Source organism: Micromonospora sp. NPDC050980 (assembly GCF_040653835.1).
GTDB lineage: Bacteria > Actinomycetota > Actinomycetes > Mycobacteriales > Micromonosporaceae > Micromonospora.
In genome coordinates, this window is sequence record NZ_JBFAGS010000001.1 from 325,888 (window position 1) to 343,416 (window position 17,529).

General features: G+C 73.6%; 22 protein-coding genes and 1 riboswitch. Of the genes, 2 read left to right on the plus strand and 20 right to left on the minus strand.

Features of this window, described 5'->3' with window-relative positions:
- Window positions 1-16: 16 nt before the first annotated feature.
- The 6 genes from thiD to AB0H28_RS01525 all read right to left on the minus strand — a co-directional run bounded on the left by thiD (window position 17) and on the right by AB0H28_RS01525 (window position 4,211).
- Window positions 17-805, minus strand: coding sequence for a bifunctional hydroxymethylpyrimidine kinase/phosphomethylpyrimidine kinase (gene thiD / locus AB0H28_RS01500; RefSeq protein ID WP_358032638.1), 789 nt, complete (start codon window positions 803-805; stop codon window positions 17-19).
- Complete coding sequence (locus AB0H28_RS01505) at window positions 802-1,398, minus strand: thiamine phosphate synthase (RefSeq protein ID WP_358033813.1); 597 nt, start codon at window positions 1,396-1,398, stop codon at window positions 802-804. Before AB0H28_RS01505 ends, thiD begins: the two co-directional genes overlap by 4 nt.
- Before the next feature lie 95 nt (window positions 1,399-1,493).
- Window positions 1,494-2,273 (minus strand): thiazole synthase, encoded by a 780-nt coding sequence (locus AB0H28_RS01510; RefSeq protein WP_358032642.1) that lies wholly within the window; start codon window positions 2,271-2,273, stop codon window positions 1,494-1,496.
- Window positions 2,270-2,470: a sulfur carrier protein ThiS gene (gene thiS, locus AB0H28_RS01515; RefSeq protein WP_358032644.1), complete on the minus strand. Its 201-nt coding sequence runs from the start codon at window positions 2,468-2,470 to the stop codon at window positions 2,270-2,272. The genes AB0H28_RS01510 and thiS overlap by 4 nt, the downstream gene beginning before the upstream one ends.
- The gene (gene thiO, locus AB0H28_RS01520) at window positions 2,461-3,591 is read right to left on the minus strand and encodes a glycine oxidase ThiO (RefSeq protein ID WP_358032647.1); all 1,131 of its coding nucleotides are present in this window, start codon (window positions 3,589-3,591) and stop codon (window positions 2,461-2,463) included. Before thiO ends, thiS begins: the two co-directional genes overlap by 10 nt.
- A complete protein-coding gene (locus AB0H28_RS01525) occupies window positions 3,585-4,211 on the minus strand; it encodes a thiamine phosphate synthase (RefSeq protein ID WP_358032650.1) in 627 nt (208 codons plus the stop codon). Before AB0H28_RS01525 ends, thiO begins: the two co-directional genes overlap by 7 nt.
- Window positions 4,206-4,317: riboswitch (TPP riboswitch) on the minus strand. Its footprint overlaps the gene before it by 6 nt.
- A 119-nt stretch (window positions 4,318-4,436) precedes the next feature.
- On the opposite strand from AB0H28_RS01525, the gene AB0H28_RS01530 reads away from it, so the two are divergent.
- Entirely contained in the window at window positions 4,437-5,348 is a 912-nt protein-coding gene (locus AB0H28_RS01530; protein WP_358032654.1) for a DUF559 domain-containing protein, read from the plus strand.
- A gap of 712 nt (window positions 5,349-6,060) precedes the next feature.
- Here the strand turns inward: AB0H28_RS01530 and AB0H28_RS01535 are convergent.
- From AB0H28_RS01535 to AB0H28_RS01550, 4 genes are read right to left on the minus strand one after another with little or no spacing between them, the layout of a single operon-like run.
- Entirely contained in the window at window positions 6,061-7,023 is a 963-nt protein-coding gene (locus AB0H28_RS01535; protein ID WP_358032657.1) for an aldo/keto reductase, read from the minus strand.
- 57 nt (window positions 7,024-7,080) lie between these two features.
- Window positions 7,081-7,227: a hypothetical protein gene (locus AB0H28_RS01540; protein WP_358032660.1), complete on the minus strand. Its 147-nt coding sequence runs from the start codon at window positions 7,225-7,227 to the stop codon at window positions 7,081-7,083.
- A gap of 45 nt (window positions 7,228-7,272) precedes the next feature.
- Window positions 7,273-8,952, minus strand: coding sequence for an ATP-binding cassette domain-containing protein (locus AB0H28_RS01545; RefSeq protein ID WP_358032664.1), 1,680 nt, complete (start codon window positions 8,950-8,952; stop codon window positions 7,273-7,275).
- 41 nt (window positions 8,953-8,993) lie between these two features.
- Window positions 8,994-9,599: a methyltransferase gene (locus tag AB0H28_RS01550; protein ID WP_358032667.1), complete on the minus strand. Its 606-nt coding sequence runs from the start codon at window positions 9,597-9,599 to the stop codon at window positions 8,994-8,996.
- Window positions 9,600-9,724: 125 nt separating this feature from the next.
- Here AB0H28_RS01550 and AB0H28_RS01555 point away from each other — a divergent pair, with 125 nt between their 5' ends.
- Window positions 9,725-10,894 carry a hypothetical protein gene (locus AB0H28_RS01555; protein WP_358032669.1) on the plus strand — a complete coding sequence of 390 codons (1,170 nt, stop codon included), beginning with the start codon at window positions 9,725-9,727 and terminating at the stop codon, window positions 10,892-10,894.
- 105 nt (window positions 10,895-10,999) lie between these two features.
- Here the strand turns inward: AB0H28_RS01555 and truA are convergent, their stop codons facing one another.
- From truA to map, 10 genes are all read right to left on the minus strand, one after another.
- Window positions 11,000-11,836 carry a tRNA pseudouridine(38-40) synthase TruA gene (truA, locus tag AB0H28_RS01560; RefSeq protein ID WP_358032672.1) on the minus strand — a complete coding sequence of 279 codons (837 nt, stop codon included), beginning with the start codon at window positions 11,834-11,836 and terminating at the stop codon, window positions 11,000-11,002.
- 76 nt (window positions 11,837-11,912) lie between these two features.
- A complete protein-coding gene (gene rplQ / locus AB0H28_RS01565; RefSeq protein ID WP_358032675.1) occupies window positions 11,913-12,473 on the minus strand; it encodes a 50S ribosomal protein L17 in 561 nt (186 codons plus the stop codon).
- Between the two features lie 34 nt (window positions 12,474-12,507).
- Entirely contained in the window at window positions 12,508-13,530 is a 1,023-nt protein-coding gene (locus AB0H28_RS01570; protein ID WP_358032677.1) for a DNA-directed RNA polymerase subunit alpha, read from the minus strand.
- Between the two features lie 95 nt (window positions 13,531-13,625).
- Window positions 13,626-14,252, minus strand: a complete 627-nt coding sequence (rpsD, locus tag AB0H28_RS01575; RefSeq protein ID WP_091065834.1) for a 30S ribosomal protein S4 — start codon at window positions 14,250-14,252, stop codon at window positions 13,626-13,628.
- Window positions 14,253-14,266: 14 nt separating this feature from the next.
- On the minus strand, window positions 14,267-14,674 hold the full coding sequence (gene rpsK / locus AB0H28_RS01580; protein WP_014440747.1) for a 30S ribosomal protein S11: 408 nt from the start codon (window positions 14,672-14,674) through the stop codon (window positions 14,267-14,269).
- A gap of 117 nt (window positions 14,675-14,791) precedes the next feature.
- Window positions 14,792-15,172 (minus strand): 30S ribosomal protein S13, encoded by a 381-nt coding sequence (gene rpsM, locus AB0H28_RS01585; protein WP_013288614.1) that lies wholly within the window; start codon window positions 15,170-15,172, stop codon window positions 14,792-14,794.
- A 154-nt stretch (window positions 15,173-15,326) separates the two neighbouring features.
- Complete coding sequence (gene rpmJ, locus AB0H28_RS01590) at window positions 15,327-15,440, minus strand: 50S ribosomal protein L36 (RefSeq protein WP_088952025.1); 114 nt, start codon at window positions 15,438-15,440, stop codon at window positions 15,327-15,329.
- 89 nt (window positions 15,441-15,529) lie between these two features.
- Window positions 15,530-15,751 carry a translation initiation factor IF-1 gene (gene infA / locus AB0H28_RS01595; protein WP_007073013.1) on the minus strand — a complete coding sequence of 74 codons (222 nt, stop codon included), beginning with the start codon at window positions 15,749-15,751 and terminating at the stop codon, window positions 15,530-15,532.
- Between the two features lie 239 nt (window positions 15,752-15,990).
- Window positions 15,991-16,533 (minus strand): DUF1707 domain-containing protein, encoded by a 543-nt coding sequence (locus AB0H28_RS01600; RefSeq protein WP_358032681.1) that lies wholly within the window; start codon window positions 16,531-16,533, stop codon window positions 15,991-15,993.
- 77 nt (window positions 16,534-16,610) lie between these two features.
- A complete protein-coding gene (gene map / locus AB0H28_RS01605; RefSeq protein ID WP_358032684.1) occupies window positions 16,611-17,462 on the minus strand; it encodes a type I methionyl aminopeptidase in 852 nt (283 codons plus the stop codon).
- Between the last annotated feature and the right edge of the window lie 67 nt (window positions 17,463-17,529).

Here is a 17,529-nt window from a genome sequence, read left to right on the forward strand (position 1 = left end):
ACAGCCTCCCTGTCGGTCAAGCGGACCAGCCGAAGTGGTCCAGCGGGCCGTGTCCCGCGCCCAACGCCCAACTCCGCGCGCCGGTGAGCGCGCGGGTCACGTACTCCTTGGCGGCGGCCACCGCGACCGGCGCGGCGTCACCGGCGGCCAGCCGGACCGCGACGGCCGCCGCGAACGAACAGCCGGTGCCGTGGTGGTGTCGCGTCGCGACCCGGGGCGCGCGCAGCAGCCGCGTCGTCCCGCCGCCGGTCAGCACGTCCACCGACTCGCCGGCCGCGTCCACGTCGCCGCCGGTCACCACCACGAACGCCGGGCCGCGCGCGGCCAGCGCCTCGGCCGCGGCGACCATCTCCTCGACGGTGCCCACCCGGCGTCCGGTGAGGGCCGCGGCCTCCGCGCAGTTCGGCGTCGCCACCTCGGCGTACGGCAGCAGCCGCTCGACCGCGTCGACCACGCCGAGCCGGTGCCCGCTGGTGGCGACCAGCACCGGGTCGACGACCAGGTGGGGCAGCCGGCCGCCGCGGGCCGCCTCGGCCACCGCGTCGGCGACCGCCGGGGTGCCCAGCATCCCGGTCTTCACGGCTCGGACGTCGAAGTCGCCGAGCACGCTGTCGAGCTGGTCGCGGACGGTCTGCGGGGGTAACGGCAGGACCGCGTCCACCCCCCGGGTGTTCTGTGCGGTGACGGCCGTGAGCACGCTGGTCCCGTACGCCCCGAGCGCGGCGAACGTCTTGAGGTCGGCCTGGATGCCGGCGCCCGCCCCCGAGTCGGAGCCGGCGATGGTGAGGACTGTCGTCGGCGTCACTGCTCTTCTCTCCTGGTTGCGGTGGCCGCCTCCTGAAAGGCGCTGCCCAGCGTGGCGGCGGCTTCCTTCGGGTCGCCGGCACGCATGATCGCGCCCAGCACTGCTACTCCGCTGGCGCCCGCCCTCACGCATGCGCTGATGTGGGCCGGGGTCGCGATGCCGCCGAGGGCGAGCACCGGCACGGGGCTGGCCTTCGCCAGGGCGGCGAGTCCGGCCGGCCGTAGCGCCGGGCCGTAGCCGGGCTTTGTGCGGGTCTCGTAGACCGGCGACAGCGTCACGTAGTGCTCGGTCGTGAGCCGGGCCAGCTCGGCGGTGTCGTGGCAGGAGCGACCGACCAGTCCGGCGGCGGGTGGCGGGTACGGTCCGGCGGCGGGCAGGTGCACCGCGTCCCCGTCGAGCGGATCGGGCCCGGCCACGACGAGCGTGCCGTCCACGTCGGCGAGGATCGCGCGCAACTCGACGGCGAGCGCGAGGCGCTCGGCGCGGGGCAGGTCCTTCTCCCGCAGCACCACCCACCGCACTCCCCCACCGACGGCACCCGCCACCACCTCGACGAGCGCCCCCTGGACAGCGCGTCGGTCGGTGAGCACCACGACCCCGGTCGGGCCGGCGTAGACCTTGGTACGTGGCCGCTGCTCGGAGGGCGCCCCCGTACCACGATCGCCGGGAGCGGTGACACCGGCGGCGGTCACAGGGCCGGTCGGCCTTCGTCGGGGGTGGACGGGAGGGCGTGGTCACGGCGGGGGATGCGGCCCGCGCCGTGGGCAAGGCGGCCGGCCTCGACCGCGTGCCGCATGGCGGTGGCCATCGCCACCGGGTCGGCGGCCCGGGTCACGGCGCTGGCCAGCAGCACCGCGTCGCAGCCCAGCTCCATCGCGAGCGCGGCGTCGGAGGCGGTGCCGACGCCGGCGTCGAGGATCACCGGCACGTCCACCGCCTGCCGGATCAGCCGGATGTGGTGCGGGTTGCCGATGCCCAGGCCGGAGCCGATCGGCGAACCGGCCGGCATCACCGCCGCGCAGCCCACGTCGGCCAGTCGCCGGGCCAGCACCGGATCGTCCGAGGTGTACGGCAGCACGGTGAACCCGTCGGCGACCAGGTCCTCGGCGGCGCGCAGCAGCTCCACCCCGTCGGGCAGCAGCGTGCGCTCGTCGCCGATCACCTCCAGCTTCACCCAGTCGGTGTCGAACGCCTCCCGGGCCAGGTGCGCCGTCTTCACCGCCTCCACCGCGGTCCGGCAGCCGGCCGTGTTCGGCAACAGCCGCACCCCGCAGCGCTCCAGCAGGTCGAGCAGCCCACCCGTGCCGCCCGGGGCGGTGTCCACCCGGCGCAGCGCCAGGGTCACCAGCTCGGTGCCGGAGGCACGGATCGCCGCCTCCAGCACGTGCAGGTTGGCCGCGCCGCCGGTGCCGAGGACGAGCCGGGAGCCGAACGCGACCCCGCCGATCTCCAAGGTCATCCCGCTCACCCGCCCTGCGCCGCGCTGAGCACCTCGACGCGGTCGCCGTCGCGCAGCACGCCTGCCGACCAGCCGCCGCGCGGCACCACCTCGCCGTTGACCGCGACCGCGAGGCCGCGCCGCTGCCCGGTGACCGCGCGGACCACGTCGGCCACCGTGGCGCCGTCGGGCAGCGTCCGTCCCGTGCCGTTGACGATCAGTTCCACAGGGGCTCCTTCGGAAACCGGTCCGGGGTGAAGGGGGCGAGCGCCGGGTCCGGCTCGCCGGTGACGATCAGATCGGTGAGCAGGTCGGCGGTGACCGGGGTCAGCACGATGCCGTGCCGGTGGTGCCCGGTGGCGGCGAGCACGCCGGGCCGGCCGGGCAGCGCCCCGAGGACCGGCGCGTTGTCGGGGGTGCCCGGGCGCAGCCCGGCCGCCGCCTCGACGAGTTCGTACTCGGTCAGCTCCGGCACCAGCTCCACGGCGGCGCGGAGCAGCCGCAGCACGCCGTCGGCGGTGACCTCGGTGTCCGCGCGTTCCTCGACGGTCGCCCCGACGACCACCTCGCCGCTGTCCCGGGGCACCAGGTAGACCGGCTCGCCGTCGGCGTACCCCCGGATCACGTGCCGGAAGCCCGGCGGGCCGCCACCGGGCGCGCGGAGCCGGAGCACCTGCCCCTTCACCGGCCGCACCGGCAGCCCGGTCAGCGCCGCCGCGCCGCAGCCGGCCGCGACCACCATGACCCGGGCGTCCACCTCGGACAGCGCGCCGACCCGCGCCGGCCGGAACACCACGCCGGCCCGCTCGGCCGCGACGCGCAGCGCGGTGACCAGCCGGCGCGGGTCGACCTGGTGGTCGCCGGGCGCGACCGCGCCGCCGCGCACCCGGGTCGCCAGCGCCGGCTCGCGGTCGCGCAGCGCCGACGGGCGCAGCGGCGTGATCGGCAGCCCCAACCCCCGCTGGTACGACCACAGCCGCCCCGCCTCGGCCAGGTCGTCGGCGGTGAGCCCGACCACGAGCGTGCCCTCGGTGCGATAGCCCAGGTCGACGCCGCTCGCCCCGGCCAGCTCGGCGGCGAAGCCGGGCCAGCGGGCGGCGGAGTCGACGAGCAGCGCGGTCAGTTCCCGCTCACCGAAGTACGCCTCGGCGACCGGGGCGAGCATGCCGGCGGCGACCTGCGACGCCCCCGACCCGGGCCGGTCGTCGTGCACCGCCACGCGCAGCCCGCGCTGCGCGCACCGCCACGCGATGGCCAGCCCCACCGGCCCCGCCCCCACCACCCCCACCTCGGTAAGGAGGGGCCCCCTGTTAACGCCTCCGGTAGAGGAGGGGCCCCCTGTTAACACGTCAGCGCACCGAGCAGCTCGGCGGTGGCGTGTGCGGGATCGGCCGCACCGCTGAGCGCGCCGACCACCGCCACCCCGTACGCCCCGGCGGCCCGCAGCGCCGGCACCGACCCGGCGGTCACCCCGCCGATGGCGATCACCGGCACGCTCACCGCCCCGGCGACGGCGCGTACCCCCGCCGGGCCGATCGGCGCGGGCAGGCCGGACTTCGTGGTGGTGGCGTGGCACGGGCCCACGCCCAGGTAGGTCGCCCCGGCGGCGACCGCCGCGCGAGCGGTGCCCGGCTCCCGGGCGGTCGCACCGAGCACCGCGGCGGCGCCGAGCACCCGCCGCGCGGCGGCCACCGGCAGGTCGTCCGCCCCGACGTGCCCACCGGCCGCGCCCACCGCGAGCGCCACGTGCAGCCGGTCGTTGACCAGGCAGCGCGCCCCGTACGGCCGGCACGCCTCGACCACCCGCCGGGCCAGCTCGTACGCCTGCCGGTCGGTGGCGTCGTCGGCCACCCGCACCTGCACGACGAGTTCGGCGCGGGCCACCGGCAGCGCGGCACGCAGCACGCCGAGCGGGTCCCGCCCCGGCCGGGTGTCGGTGATGAGATGCAGTCGTCCCAGGGACGGCACGGCAACGCTCCTCCCTGCGCCGGCATTACCCGGATCAGGTTCGACGGTCGGGGGCTGTCAGCCCCCCTCTCAGCCCGGTCCGCACCGGGCTCCCGTGGGTCACTTGCGGCCTACCGTACGACGCGCCCCCGGCCGTACGGAAGACCAGGTGACGTTTTTCCCAGGACCACGCCACCCGGCGGATCGGGGCGGCGGGTGGGCGTCGCATCACGACACGCTGTCCGGGTGGCCATCTCCGCTCGTGTCCCGCAGCGCCTTTCCCACCTGCCGTTCCGGGGCAGCCGCGCGGTCGCCGCCGGGCTCCTGACCCGCACGATGCTGCGCGGTCCCACGTGGCTGCGGCTGCTACCTGACGTGTACGTGCACCGGGACGCGCACCGCGCCGACGACCACCGGACATGGTGCGAAGCGGTCGCGTTGCGGTTGCCGCCGGACGCGACGCTGGCCGGCCGCAGCGCGGCCTGGCTGTTCGGTGTCGACCTGCTCACCCCGGGCGACCCGGTGACCGCGCTCCTGCCCACCACCTCCCGTCTGCGCCCGCATCCCCGGATGTCGCTCGTGCGGTCACCGCTGCCCGAGGAGGATCGCACCCGCTTCGCCGGGCTGCCGGTCACCACCGCGCTGCGTACCGCGTTCGACCTGGGTCGGCACGGCTCCCGCGTCGAGGCCCTGGTCGCCGTGGACGCGCTGCTGCGCCGCCGGGTGGTGGAGCTGCCCGCCCTGCGCGACTACGCCGCGGCACGCGCCCGCTGGCCGGGCTCGCCCCTGATACGCGAGGTGCTGGCGCTCGCCGAGCCACTGAGCGAGTCCCCGATGGAGACGAGGCTCCGACTGCTCCTCCTCGACGCCGGTCTCGGCCCGCTGACCGCCCAGCACGAGGTGCGCCACGGCGGGCGCTTCGTGGCCCGGGTCGACCTGGCCTGGCCGGCGCTGCGCATCGCGGTCGAGTACGACGGAGACCACCATCGGGAGCGGGCACACTTCCGGCGGGACGTGGCCCGGCTCAACGCGCTCCGCTCGGCCGGCTGGATCGTCCTCCGGTTCACCGCCGCCGACGTGCTGCGCCATCCGGAGGCGACGGTCGCGTTGGTCCGCCAGGCCCTCGCGGAACGCCACGCCGCCACCCCGACGCGCTGACGCATACCGGTCACGCTGACGCACGCCTCGTCCTGCTCCGCCCCGCTGACGCGCGTGCCGCTCACGCGCACCCGCCGCGCTGAGCCGGGCACACCGCTCAGGCCGGCACACCGCTCAGGCCGGCACGCCGCGCTGAGGCGCGCACGCCGCTCAGGCTGGCACTCCGCGCTGAGGCGGGCACGCCGCTCAGGCCGGCACACCGCTCAGGCCGGCACGCCGCTCAGGCCGGCACACCGCTCAGGCGCGCGCTGCACGCCCCGGATGCGACGGACCGGGCGTGCCGCCGCGCCCAGGTGCCCCCTGGAACGCCACGGGTGTCAAACCCGCCCGCAGACACCCATACCGTTCCACTCATCGACGCCATCGACGTGGAGTGGAACGCTGTGGGTGTCTCACCGCCCTTTTGACACCCACAGCGTTCCACTCGTCGCGAGTGCTGTCTGCGGGTGGAACGGTATGGGTGTCTCGGGTGCGGATGGGCCTGAGGGCGGTCAGGCGAGGGCGAGGGCGAGCAGCACCACGGCGAGCAGCGCGAGGCACGGCACGACGAAGGCGAGCAGCGCGGCACACGGCGACGCACAGCACCCGCCAACGCGCGGCACGCGAGTGACGCAACCAACGTCCACGCCCACCTGAGCGCGTAGCAGCGCACCGCGCGCGGCAACGCGCGGCCGGGCAACCGGCAGAGGGCGTAGGCGGGCGGCGGGGGCGGCTAGAGGATGGCGTCGAGGGCGTCCTGGTCCTCGTCGGTGGGCTGCCAGGTGCCGGCCTCGGCGTTGGCGCGTACCTGCTCGGGCGTGGTCGCCCCGGCGATCACCGAGGTCACCGCGGGCCGGGCGGCGAGTCCGCCGATGGCCACCTGGAGCAGGGTCACCCCGCGCTCGGCCGCGTACGCCTCGATCGCTTCGATGGTGTCCCAGCGCGCCGCGGCCAGCCGCTCGGCGTACCGGCCGCCGCCGGCGAGCCGGCTGCCCGCCGGTGGCTGCTGCCCGCGCTTGTACTTGCCGGTGAGCAGCCCGTTGGCGAGCGGGAAGAACGGCAGCATGCCGAGGCCGAACCGCTCGCAGGCGGGGATCACCTCGTCCTCCACGCCGCGTTCCAGCAGCGAGTAGTGGTTCTGCGCGGAGATGAACCGGGTGCGGCCCTGCGACGACGCTGTCCAGTCGGCGTCGGCGATCTGCCAGCCGGCGAAGTTGGAGTTGCCGAGGTAGCGCACCTTGCCGGCGGTCACCAGGTCGTCGAGCGCGGCGAGCGTCTCGTCGATCGGGGTGCCGGGGTCGGGCTCGTGCATCTGGTAGAGGTCGATGTGGTCGGTGTCGAGCCGGCGCAGCGACGCCTCGACGGCGCGGGCGATGTAGCGCCGGGCGCCCCGGGCACCGTGGTCCGGCCCGTTCGCGCCGTTCATGTCCATGCCGAACTTCGTGGCGACCACCACGTCCTCGCGGCGGCCCTTGAGCGCCTGACCGAGCAGTTCCTCGGAGCCGCCCTGGGGTTCGCCGTAGATGTCGGCGGTGTCGAAGAAGTTGATCCCGGCGTCCAGCGCGGCGTCCACCACCGCGCGGGTGCCGTCGCTGTCGAGTTTGCGGCCGAAGTTGTTGCAGCCGATGCCGACCACGGACACCACGAGCCCGGAGTCGCCCAGCCGGCGATAGGTCATCTCACTCACGAGATCCACCCTATGCCCGCCGCCGTGCCGCCACCGGGCGAGCGCCGGGCAACCACCACCGGCGGCTCAGCCGAGCGCCTCCTCCCCGGCGTACGCGTGCAAGTAGCACCCGAGCGGGTGCCCGGCCTGCACCGTCACGGTGTAGCGGCCGGCCCGGCACTCCGCCCAGACCCGGTGCACCCGGTCCACGTCCCGGTGGATCCAGTCCACCATTACCCCGCCGACGCGCAGAGCCCCATGTGGCCACCTCCTCGTCGATCACCCGACGTCCCACACCGGCTGCGGCGTCTCCACCACCTCCCCGTCACTCCGGAACAGAACGAACCGGTCGAAGGTGCGGGTGAACCACCGGTCGTGGGTGACCGCGATCACCGTGCCGTCGAACGCCCCCAGGCCGGCTTCAAGCGCCTCGGCGGAGGCCAGGTCGAGGTTGTCGGTCGGTTCGTCGAGCAGCAGCAGCGTGGCCCCGGACAGCTCCAGCAGCAGCACCAGGAAGCGCGCCTGCTGGCCGCCGGAGAGCGTGCCGAACCGCTGGTCGCCCTGGCCGGCCAGCTCGTAGCGGGACAGCACCCCCATGGCCGCGTGCCGGTCCATGCCGGCCCGGTGCTCGTCGCCCCGCCACAGGATCTCGACGAGCGTCCGCTCCGTCAGCTCCGGCCGGTCGTGGGTCTGCGAGAAGTGCCCGGGCCGGACCCGGGCGCCGAGCCGGACCACACCGGCGTGCGCGACCGGGGTGAGCGCGGCGACGCCGTCGACCGGGGTGTTGCCCGGTTCCGGGTCGGTGCCGCCGCGCGCCAGCAGGCGCAGGAAGTGGGATTTGCCGGTGCCGTTCGCGCCGAGCACCGCGACCCGGTCGCCGTACCAGATCTCCAGGTCGAAGGGGTAGGTCAGGCCGTCCAGCTCGAGCTGCTCGGCGATCACCGCGCGCTTGCCGGTCCGCCCGCCGGTCAGGCGCATCCGGATGTCCTGGTCCTTCGGGGGTACGGGCGGCGGCCCGGCCTCCTCGAACTTGCGCAGCCGGGTCTGCGCGGCCTGGTAGCGGGAGGCCAGCCCGTCGTTGTACGCGGCCTTCTGCTTGTACATCAGCATCAGCTCGCGCAGCTTCTGGTGTTCCTCGTCCCAGCGCCGGCGCAGCTCGTCGAGGCGGGCGTGCCGGGCCACCCGCGCCTCGTGCCAGCTCGCGAAGCCGCCCGGGTGCACCCACGCGCTGCCGCCTTCCACGGCCACCACCCGGTCGGCGGTCTGGGCCAGCAGCTCCCGGTCGTGCGAGACGTAGAGCACCGACTTGCCGGACTCGCGCAGCCGCGCCTCCAGCCAGCGCTTGCCGGGCACGTCGAGGAAGTTGTCCGGCTCGTCGAGCAGCAGCACCTCGTCCGGGCCGCGGAGCAGCAGTTCCAACGCGAAGCGCTTCTGCTGGCCGCCGGAGAGGGTGCGCACCGGCCGGTCCCGGGCGGTGTCCCACGGCAGGTCCAGCACGATGGTGGCGACGGTGTCGAAGAGCACCTCGGCGTCGTACCCGCCGCTCTCGCCCCAGGCGGCCAGCGCGTCCGCGTACGCGAGCTGGGCCTTGCCGGCGGCGGAGCTGTACTTGCCGCGGATCTCGGCGGTCCGCATCGCCGCCTCGGTTTCGACGAGCCGACGCCCGGCGGCGCGCAACGCCGGCGGGGCGAGCGACAGCGCCAGGTCGGCGAGCGTCGACTCGTCGCCGATCATGCCGATGAACTGCCGCATCACGCCCAGGCCGCCGGAGCGGGCGATCGCGCCGGTGCGCACCGGCAGGTCGCCGGCGACCATCCGGAGCACTGTCGTCTTGCCGGCGCCGTTGGGGCCGACGAGCGCGACCTTGGCGCCCTCACCGACCCGGAACGACACCTCGCCGAACAGTTCCCGCCCGTCCGGGAGGATGTGCCCGAGCCCTGCCACGTCCACGTATCCCACGCCGGCATCCTGCCCGAGCGGGTGGCGCGGACGACACCGGTTTACCGGGTGACCCGCAGCACCCGGTAGCCCTTCTGGCTGGCGTGTCGCTCGACCTGCCAACCCTGCTCGACGAGCCAGCGGTGCAGCGAGTCGCCGCCGAGGTGGCGGGCGACGACGAGCCAGGCCACGCCGTCCGGGGTGAGCCGGGGCAGCCAGCGCAGCAGCAGCTCGTGCAGCTCGGCCTTGCCGATGTGGATCGGCGGGTTCGACCAGATCTGGGCGAACGTGACGCCCGCCGGCAGGTCGTCCGGTGCGACGGCCCGGACCCGGTCGGCGGCGCCGATCCGGGCGGCGTTGGCGGTGGTGAGGGCGCGGGCCCGTTCGTTGACGTCGACCGCCCAGACGGTGGCGGCGGGCGCGACGGTGGCCAGCACGCAGGTGATCGGGCCGAAGCCGCAGCCGATGTCGAGCAGCGGACCGGCGACGTCGGCGCCCGGCAGGTCGGCCTTGCGCAGCAGCACCGCGGTGCCGGGGTCGAGCCGGTCGGCGGAGAACACGCCGCTCGCGGAGGCGAGGGCGTAGTCGCGCCCGGCGACGGTGAACTCGACCTCGCGCGGACGGGCCGGGGTCGCGGGTTCAGCGGTGAAGTAGTGGTCGCCGGTCACGCCGGCATTCTCGCACCGGCGCTTGGCGGGCCGGGCGACGGTACGGCGGCCGACGGCGGACGCCACTCCGCCGGAATTTCCCGATATTGCCCCCGAAAGGGACAATCGGTCTTACTCTATCCCACATGGTGTACCGGTACGAGTCCGATGAGGACGCCTTCCTGGAGTACCCGGAGCCCGGGCCGGCCGCGACGCCGCCTCCGGCAGGTCCGTCGCCCTCCCGCTTCCCCACGCCGTCGCTGCCGCCGGCCCGGGTCACCCGGCCGGCCCTCGACGACGCCCGCGCACCGGCCCCCGCGCCGCCCGCCCCCGCACCGACGCCGGGTCGACCCGCACCGCCCGGGGAGCCCAACCCCGTGCCACAGCCGCTGCCGCCGGTACCACAGCCGGTGCCCGCCGCGACGCCCACGCCGCCGCCCGACGCGACGACCCGGCCCACCGTGCCGATCCCGGCCAGCCCGACCTTCCGCGCCACCGACGTGTCCGAGCTGCCCCGCGCCCGGCACGGCGACCGTCGCGGCGGCGGCCGGGTCTGGCAGACGCTGATCGGGGGTGCCGCCGTGCTGCTCCTGCTGTCCCTCACCGGCCTCGCGGTCGCGGCGCTGCTCGACGAGCGGGCCGCCAATCCCCCTGCCAGCGAACCGACAGCACAGGCGACCGCGCCGCAGGCGGACCCGCCGGGCCGCTCCGACCTGGACTCCCGGGACACCGACCAGGCACCCCTCACCGTCAAGGAAGTCTTCCCCGGCAAGCAACTGGTGATCACCGACGGAAAACCCGCCTACCGGGTGCTGAAGACCCAGGCGAGTGCCAACTGCGCCGTCGCGGCCACCGGGGAGATCGCCGACCTGCTGGTCCGGCTCGGCTGCAACCAGGTCGTCCGGGGCACGCTCCGCTCCCCCGACGGCGACCACCTGCTCACCGCCGGCCTGTTCAACCTGACCGACGTGGCGAGCGTCCAACGGGTACGCGACCGGATCCGACCGCTACTGGACGACCGGCAGGGGCGGTTCCGGGGCATGCCCGCGGGCGACGACACCGAGACGGTGGAGAAAGCCGCCGCCCGGGTGGGCTGGCAGGTACGCGGGCACTACCTCGCCTTCTGCCTGGTCACCCGGGCGGACGGGGAACGCATCCCGACCGACGACGCACGCGCCCGCGAGATCATGTACGACCTGGTCGAGCTGCACCTGAACCGGGGGGTGCTGGACCACCGGGCCGCCGGCGGGACGGCCGGACAACCCACCGACGGCCCGACCGACGACAGCGCCGGCCAGCAGGGCACCGACGACTGAGCCGCGCGACGACGGCCCGCCCCCGACGACGCCGGAGGGCGGGCCGTTCCACGTCACGGGCCGGGAACCGCGCAGGCGCCAGAGCCACGACCGGCGCGCGCCCGCTCAGCCCTCGGCGACCGGCACCCGCAGCCGGCGGGTCAACTCGGCGCGGCGGGCGTAACCGGCCGGGTCGGCCGGGTAGCCGACCTCGACCAGGGCGAGTCCGTGCGCGGGTGCGACGGTCACCTCACTGGACCGCTCCCGCCGGGTCAGCAACCCGGCCGGCCAGCCCACCGGCCGTCGACCGTCGCCGGCCACCAGCATCGCGCCGACCAGGCTGCGCACCATGTTCTGGCAGAACGCGTCGGCCTGCACGGTGGCGACCAGGATCCCGTCCGCGTCGCGCCGCCAGTCCAGCCGGGTCACCTCGCGCAGCGTGGTGGCGTTCTCCTTGCGCCGGCAGTACGCGGCGAAGTCGTGCTCGCCGACCAGACCCGCCGCGGCCTCGTTCAACGCCGCCAGATCCAGCGGCTTCGGCCAGGCCAGGGTGTCCCGCCGGCGCAGCGGCTCGGCGCCCCAGGGCGCGTCGGTGACCCGGTACTCGTAGCGGCGGAACGTGGCCGAGAACCGGGCGTCGAAGTCGGCCGGGACCTCGGTCATCGCGCGTATCCGGGCGTCCGCCGGCAGCAGCCGGGCCAGCCGACGCAGCAGCCGCCCCTCGTGCCCGCGCCACACAGCGGTCGGCAGGTCGAGGTGGCAGACCTGCCCGGTGGCGTGCACCCCGGCGTCGGTACGACCGGCCACGGTCAGGCCGGTGACCGTGCCCGCACCGAGGACCAGGTCCAGAGCCTGCATGAGCACCCCGGCCACCGTGCGCCGGGTGGGCTGGGGGGCCCATCCGGAGAAGTCGGTGCCGTCGTACGAGACGTCCAGCCGTAGCCGGGTCCGCTCGTCGTCCACCTCGTACCTCCCGTCGACGGCGTCGGGCCCGGCACCCCGCGAGGGGATGCCGGGCCCGACGATGCTGCCTGTGTGATCAGGCCTTGTCGTTCTCGGTGGCCTCGTCGCTGTCCTCACGGGCGGCGGCGGTGTCGCCGGAGGCGGAGACCGGAGCCTCCGCGTCCTGGTCACCGGCGGTCGCCTTCGGGGCCTCCTCGGCCGGGGCCAGCGCCTCGACCTTGTCCTGCTGGGCGGCCTTGCGGGCGGCGGTCTTCCGGTTCGCCTTCGGCTCGGCGACGGCAAGCTCCTCCACCAGCTCGATGATCGCCATCGGAGCGGCGTCACCCTTGCGCGGACCGGTCTTCACGATCCGGGTGTAGCCACCGTTGCGGTTGGCGTACCGGGGCGCGATCTGGTCGAACAGGGAGTAGACCACGTCCTTGTCCTTGACGACGCCCAGCACCCGCCGGCGCGAGGCGAGGTCGCCCCGCTTGGCCTTGGTGATGAGCTGCTCGGCCAGCGGACGGAGCCGCCGGGCCTTCGTCTCGGTGGTCTGGATCTTGCCGTGCTGGAACAGCGCGGTGGCCAGGTTGGCCAGCATCAGCCGCTCGTGCGCGGGGCTGCCGCCGAGGCGGGGGCCCTTGGTGGGCGTGGGCATGCTTGGTGCTCCTCAGGTGTGGCGGCAGCGCGGACTAGAGCTGCTCGGTCTCGCGGTAGTCGTCGGTGTCGTAGTCGGCCTCGCCGAAGGCGTCCACGACGTGCGCCGGGTCGAAGTTCGGAGCCGAGTCCTTCAGCCCCAGGCCCATCCCGGCGAGCTTCATCTTGACCTCGTCGATCGACTTCTGACCGAAGTTGCGAATGTCGAGAAGGTCGGCCTCGGTACGCCCGATCAGCTCACCAACGGAGTTGATGCCCTCGCGCTTGAGGCAGTTGTAGGAGCGGACGGTCAGGTCCAGCTCCTCGATCGGCAGCGCCAGGTCGGCCGCCAGCTGGGCGTCCTGCGGGGACGGCCCGATGTCGATGCCCTCGGCGGTCTCGTCCAGCTCACGGGCGAGACCGAACAGCTCCACCAGCGTCGAGCCGGCGGAGGCCAGCGCGGTGCGCGGGCCCATCGACGGCTTGGTCTCGACGTCGATGATCAGCCGGTCGAAGTCGGTCCGCTGCTCGACCCGGGTCGCCTCGACGCGGTACGTCACCTTGAGCACCGGCGAGTAGATCGAGTCGACCGGGATCCGGCCGATCTCGGCACCCGCCTGCTTGTTCTGCGCCGCCGTGACGTAGCCCCGGCCCCGCTCGACGGTCAGCTCCATGTCGAGCCGGCCCTTGCCGTTGAGGGTGGCGAGCTTCAGGTCCGGGTTGTGCACCGAGACACCGGCCGGGGGCTGGATGTCACCGGCGGTCACGTCGCCCGGGCCCTGCTTGCGCAGGTACATGCTGACCGGCTCGTCGTGCTCGGAGCTGACGCACAGCTCCTTGATGTTCATGACGAGCTCGACCACGTCCTCCTTGACCCCGGGGATCGTGGTGAACTCGTGCAGGACACCGTCGATCTTGATCGAGGTGACCGCCGCACCGGGGATGGACGACAGCAGCGTACGCCGCAACGAGTTGCCGAGCGTGTAGCCGAAGCCGGGCTCCAGCGGCTCGATGGTGAACTTCGACCGGGTCTCGTTGACCGACTCTTCGGAGAGAGACGGTCGCTGGCTGATGAGCATCTTTTCTCTTCTCTTCCGGGGCGCCCGCTATTTGACGCCCACGACACAACTGTTCCGGTGGCCCGCCCCGCGGGGCGGGCCACCGCAACGAGCCCCTACTTGGAGTAGAGCTCGACGATCAACTGCTCCTGGACCTGGGTGTCGATCACCTGGCGGGCCGGGAGCGAGTGCACGAGAACCTTCATCTGGCTGGGGATGGCCTCGAGCCACGCCGGAACGGTCTTGGAGCCGGCCTCGGCCTGCGCGACGATGAACGGGGTGAGCTCCTTGCTCTTGCCCCGGACCTCGACGATGTCGTGCTCCTTGACGCGGTACGACGGGATGTCGACCTTCTTGCCGTTCACCGTGAAGTGACCGTGCTTGACCAGCTGACGGGCCATGTCTCGGGACTTGGCGTAGCCGGCCCGGTAGACCACGTTGTCCAGCCGCGACTCGAGGATCTGCAGCAGAACCTCACCGGTCTTGGCCTTCTTGCCCACGGCCTCTTCGTAGTAGCCACGGAACTGCTTCTCCAGCACGCCGTAGACACGACGGGCCTTCTGCTTCTCCCGGAGCTGGAGCAGGTACTCCGTCTCCTTGGTGCGGCCGCGGCCGTGCTGCCCGGGCGGGAACGGCCGGGACTCGAACGGGCACTTCGGGCCATCGCACTTGCTGCCCTTGAGGAACAGCTTCATCTTCTCCCGCCGGCAACGGCGGCAGTCAGCACCGGTGTAACGAGCCATCTCTCTCTAACCTCTCAGACCCGGCGACGCTTCGGCGGACGGCACCCGTTGTGCGGCTGCGGCGTGACGTCGGAGATCTGCCCGACCTCGAGGCCGGCGGCCTGCAGCGAACGGATGGCGGTCTCCCGGCCGGAGCCGGGGCCCTTGACGAACACGTCGACCTTGCGCATGCCGTGTTCCATGGCCCGACGCGCGGCGGCCTCGGCGGCCAGCTGCGCGGCGAACGGGGTCGACTTGCGGGAGCCCTTGAAGCCCACCTGGCCGGAGGAGGCCCAGGAGATGACCGCACCGGTCGGGTCCGTGATGGACACGATGGTGTTGTTGAAGGTGCTCTTGATGTGCGCCTGCCCGTGGGCGACGTTCTTGCGTTCCTTGCGCCGGACCTTCTTGACGGCGGCTCCGGCACGAGCCTTCGGTGGCATAAGTCTGTGCGCTCCTGAATGGGTTCTGGCTTCTCGCCTTGTTGATTTCGTAGACACCGGTTCCGGTTGGGGCCCGGCCTACCTCGGCGGAGAACGACCAGAATTCCGGTTAGAGAATTACTTCTTGCCGGGCTTCTTCTTGCCGGCCACGGTCCGCTTCGGGCCCTTCCGGGTCCGCGCGTTGGTCTTGGTGCGCTGACCACGCACGGGCAGACCGCGGCGGTGCCGGATGCCGGCGTAGCAGCCGATCTCGACCTTGCGGCGGATGTCAGCGGCGACCTCGCGGCGCAGGTCACCCTCAACCTTGTAGTTGCCCTCGATGTGGTTCCGGAGCTCGACCAGCTCCTCGTCCGTGAGGTCCCGAACGCGCTTGTCCGGCGAGATGCCGGTCGCGGCGAGCGTCTCCAGGGCGCGGGTGCGACCGACCCCGAAGATGTAGGTGAGCGCGATCTCCATCCGCTTCTCGCGGGGGAGATCCACGCCGACTAGACGTGCCATGTGCGGGCGTACTCCTCAATGATTGTGGCGGAGGTGTGGACCCGTCCCACCCCGCTGCCCGAGCGGGCCCCGGCCTCCGACCGGGGGTCAACCACGAGGGGTACGCGGTGAGCGCACCCGTCCGCGGCTGGGACGAGCTTGGTGATGTGGGGCGTCAGCCCTGGCGCTGCTTGTGGCGCGGGTCGCTGCAGATGACCATGACCCGGCCGTGCCGGCGGATAACCCGGCACTTCTGGCAGATCCTCTTGACGCTCGGCTTGACCTTCACGGTTGCCTTACTTCCCATCTGGCCCGGAGCGCGCAAGCGCGACCCGGACGTCGAAGACGGACACGGGGACGTCCCGGCCGTCGTCAGGCTTACTTGTAGCGGTAGACGATGCGCCCGCGGGTCAGGTCGTACGGCGAGAGTTCGACGACGACCCGGTCCTCCGGCAGGATGCGGATGTAGTGCTGCCGCATCTTGCCGCTGATGTGCGCGAGCACCTTGTGGCCGTTCGCGAGCTCCACCCGGAACATGGCGTTCGGCAGGGGCTCGATGACCCGACCCTCGATCTCGATGGCTCCGTCTTTTTTCGGCATGTACTCCGCTGTCCTGACGTCGGTTGCTCCGGACGGCCCACAACGTCTTACACGAGCCAACCGACCAAGATCAGGAAGCTCGCGCCAGCTGCGGCTCCGACTCCCACCGAAGCGCAGGGTGGGCATGGCGGAGTGGACGCTGTGCGCCGATCTGAAAGTGTACGCCCGCCCGCGCACGCTCGCCAAACCGGCCGCCCCGGACGGTGGATTTCCGCACCCGCTGTGACCAGCGGCACAGCTCAGCGCCGGCGGTTGCGCCGCGTCCGGCCGTGATCCACGCCGATCAGCCCCACCGACTGCATCAGCACCAGCCCGCCCCACGGCCCCAGTACCCACAGCGGCCAGACGCCGGCGGCGTGCCCGGTGGTGATCACGGTGATCAGCCAGATCGGCAGCAGCAGCGCGGCGACCCGCAGCCACGGCGTCCAGAGACCGAGCAGCCGCGAACGGGTGTCCGGCTCGTCCGGCGACCCCGGTGCCGCGGTCGCCCCGACCCCCGCGGCTGCCCCGGCCTCGGCGGCGTCGCGGGGCGCGGCGGCTGGCGGCGGGGCGACCGGGGCCGGCGCGGCAGGCACCACGGCCGACCGCTCGGCGGTCGCCGGACCTGGCAGGTCCACCACCACCTCGTCCAACTCGGCGTAGGTGCGGGCGCCGTACGCGCGGGCCAACCGCTCGTCGTACTCGTGCAGGCCGAGCCGGCCCTCCTCCAGCGCCACCCGGAGCCGTTCGGCCGTGGCCTCCCGATCACGGTCGGCCGCCCGCATCTCCCGCTGCCCGTCCATGACGGCAAGGATGCCACCGATCCGCCACCCGAGGGAAACCCGCCCGGTCCGCCTCGGGACCGCCGGCTACCGGACGGTCAGCGCGCTGGGGAGTCCGCGGGCTGGCGGGAGGTCACCAGGTCACCCAGGCGGGCCCGGCCGCCGTCGACCGCGGTCAGCACCCAGACGCCGTCGTCCAGCAACGCCATCGAGTGCTCGACGTGCACCGCCATCGAGCGGTCCCGCGTCACCACCGTCCAGCCGTCGGCCAGTTCGACGGTACGCGGGGAGCCAGCCGTGATCATCGGCTCGATGGCGAGCGCCAGGCCGGGCACCAGGCGCGGCCCCTTGCCGGGGCGGCCGTGGTTGAGCACGTGCGGGTCCTGGTGCATCTCGGTGCCGATGCCGTGGCCGCCGTAGCCGTCCACGATGCCGTACCGACCGCCCTTGCGGACCGCGGTCTCCACCGCGTGCGAGATGTCGGTAAGCCGGCCCCGACCGGAGGCGACGCCCCGGGCCGCGGCGGCGATGCCGGCCCACATCGCGTCCTCGGCGACCTCGGCCATCCGCAGCAGCGCCGGGTCGACCTCCCCCACCGCCACCGTGACCGCCGCGTCACCGTGCCACCCGTTGAGCACCGCGCCGCAGTCGATCGAGATCAGGTCACCGGAGCGCAGCACCTGCTTCGGCGACGGGATGGCGTGCACCACCTGCTCGTTGACCGAGGAGCAGATCGACGCCGGGAAACCGTGGTAGCCCTTGAACGAGGGGACGGCGCCGGCTTCCCGGATGGTGGCCTCGGCGATCGCGTCCAGGTCGGCCGTCGTCACGCCGGGCGCGACCGCCTCCCGCATCCGATGCAGCGCGCGGGCGACCACCAGACCGGCGGCCCGCATCAGCTCGATCTGCTCGGGGGTCTTCAGCTGGATGTCCAGCTGCGGACGGCGCATGACGGCATCACCTTTCGTTACACGAACAGCGGGGTACGTCGCGCGTACCCCGCTGTTCCCACTCTAT

What these genes read in the sequence shown, in the direction of transcription:
- AB0H28_RS01540 (WP_358032660.1), bottom strand. Translation starts at nt 7,227, where the DNA reads ATGGTGGACTGGATCCACCGGGACGTGGACCGGGTGCACCGGGTCTGG.
- AB0H28_RS01555 (WP_358032669.1), top strand. Translation starts at nt 9,725, where the DNA reads ATGGTGTACCGGTACGAGTCCGATGAGGACGCCTTCCTGGAGTACCCG.
- rplQ (WP_358032675.1), bottom strand. Translation starts at nt 12,473, where the DNA reads ATGCCCACGCCCACCAAGGGCCCCCGCCTCGGCGGCAGCCCCGCGCAC.
- AB0H28_RS01570 (WP_358032677.1), bottom strand. Translation starts at nt 13,530, where the DNA reads ATGCTCATCAGCCAGCGACCGTCTCTCTCCGAAGAGTCGGTCAACGAG.
- rpsD (WP_091065834.1), bottom strand. Translation starts at nt 14,252, where the DNA reads ATGGCTCGTTACACCGGTGCTGACTGCCGCCGTTGCCGGCGGGAGAAG.
- rpsK (WP_014440747.1), bottom strand. Translation starts at nt 14,674, where the DNA reads ATGCCACCGAAGGCTCGTGCCGGAGCCGCCGTCAAGAAGGTCCGGCGC.
- rpsM (WP_013288614.1), bottom strand. Translation starts at nt 15,172, where the DNA reads ATGGCACGTCTAGTCGGCGTGGATCTCCCCCGCGAGAAGCGGATGGAG.
- infA (WP_007073013.1), bottom strand. Translation starts at nt 15,751, where the DNA reads ATGCCGAAAAAAGACGGAGCCATCGAGATCGAGGGTCGGGTCATCGAG.
- AB0H28_RS01600 (WP_358032681.1), bottom strand. Translation starts at nt 16,533, where the DNA reads ATGGACGGGCAGCGGGAGATGCGGGCGGCCGACCGTGATCGGGAGGCC.
- map (WP_358032684.1), bottom strand. Translation starts at nt 17,462, where the DNA reads ATGCGCCGTCCGCAGCTGGACATCCAGCTGAAGACCCCCGAGCAGATC.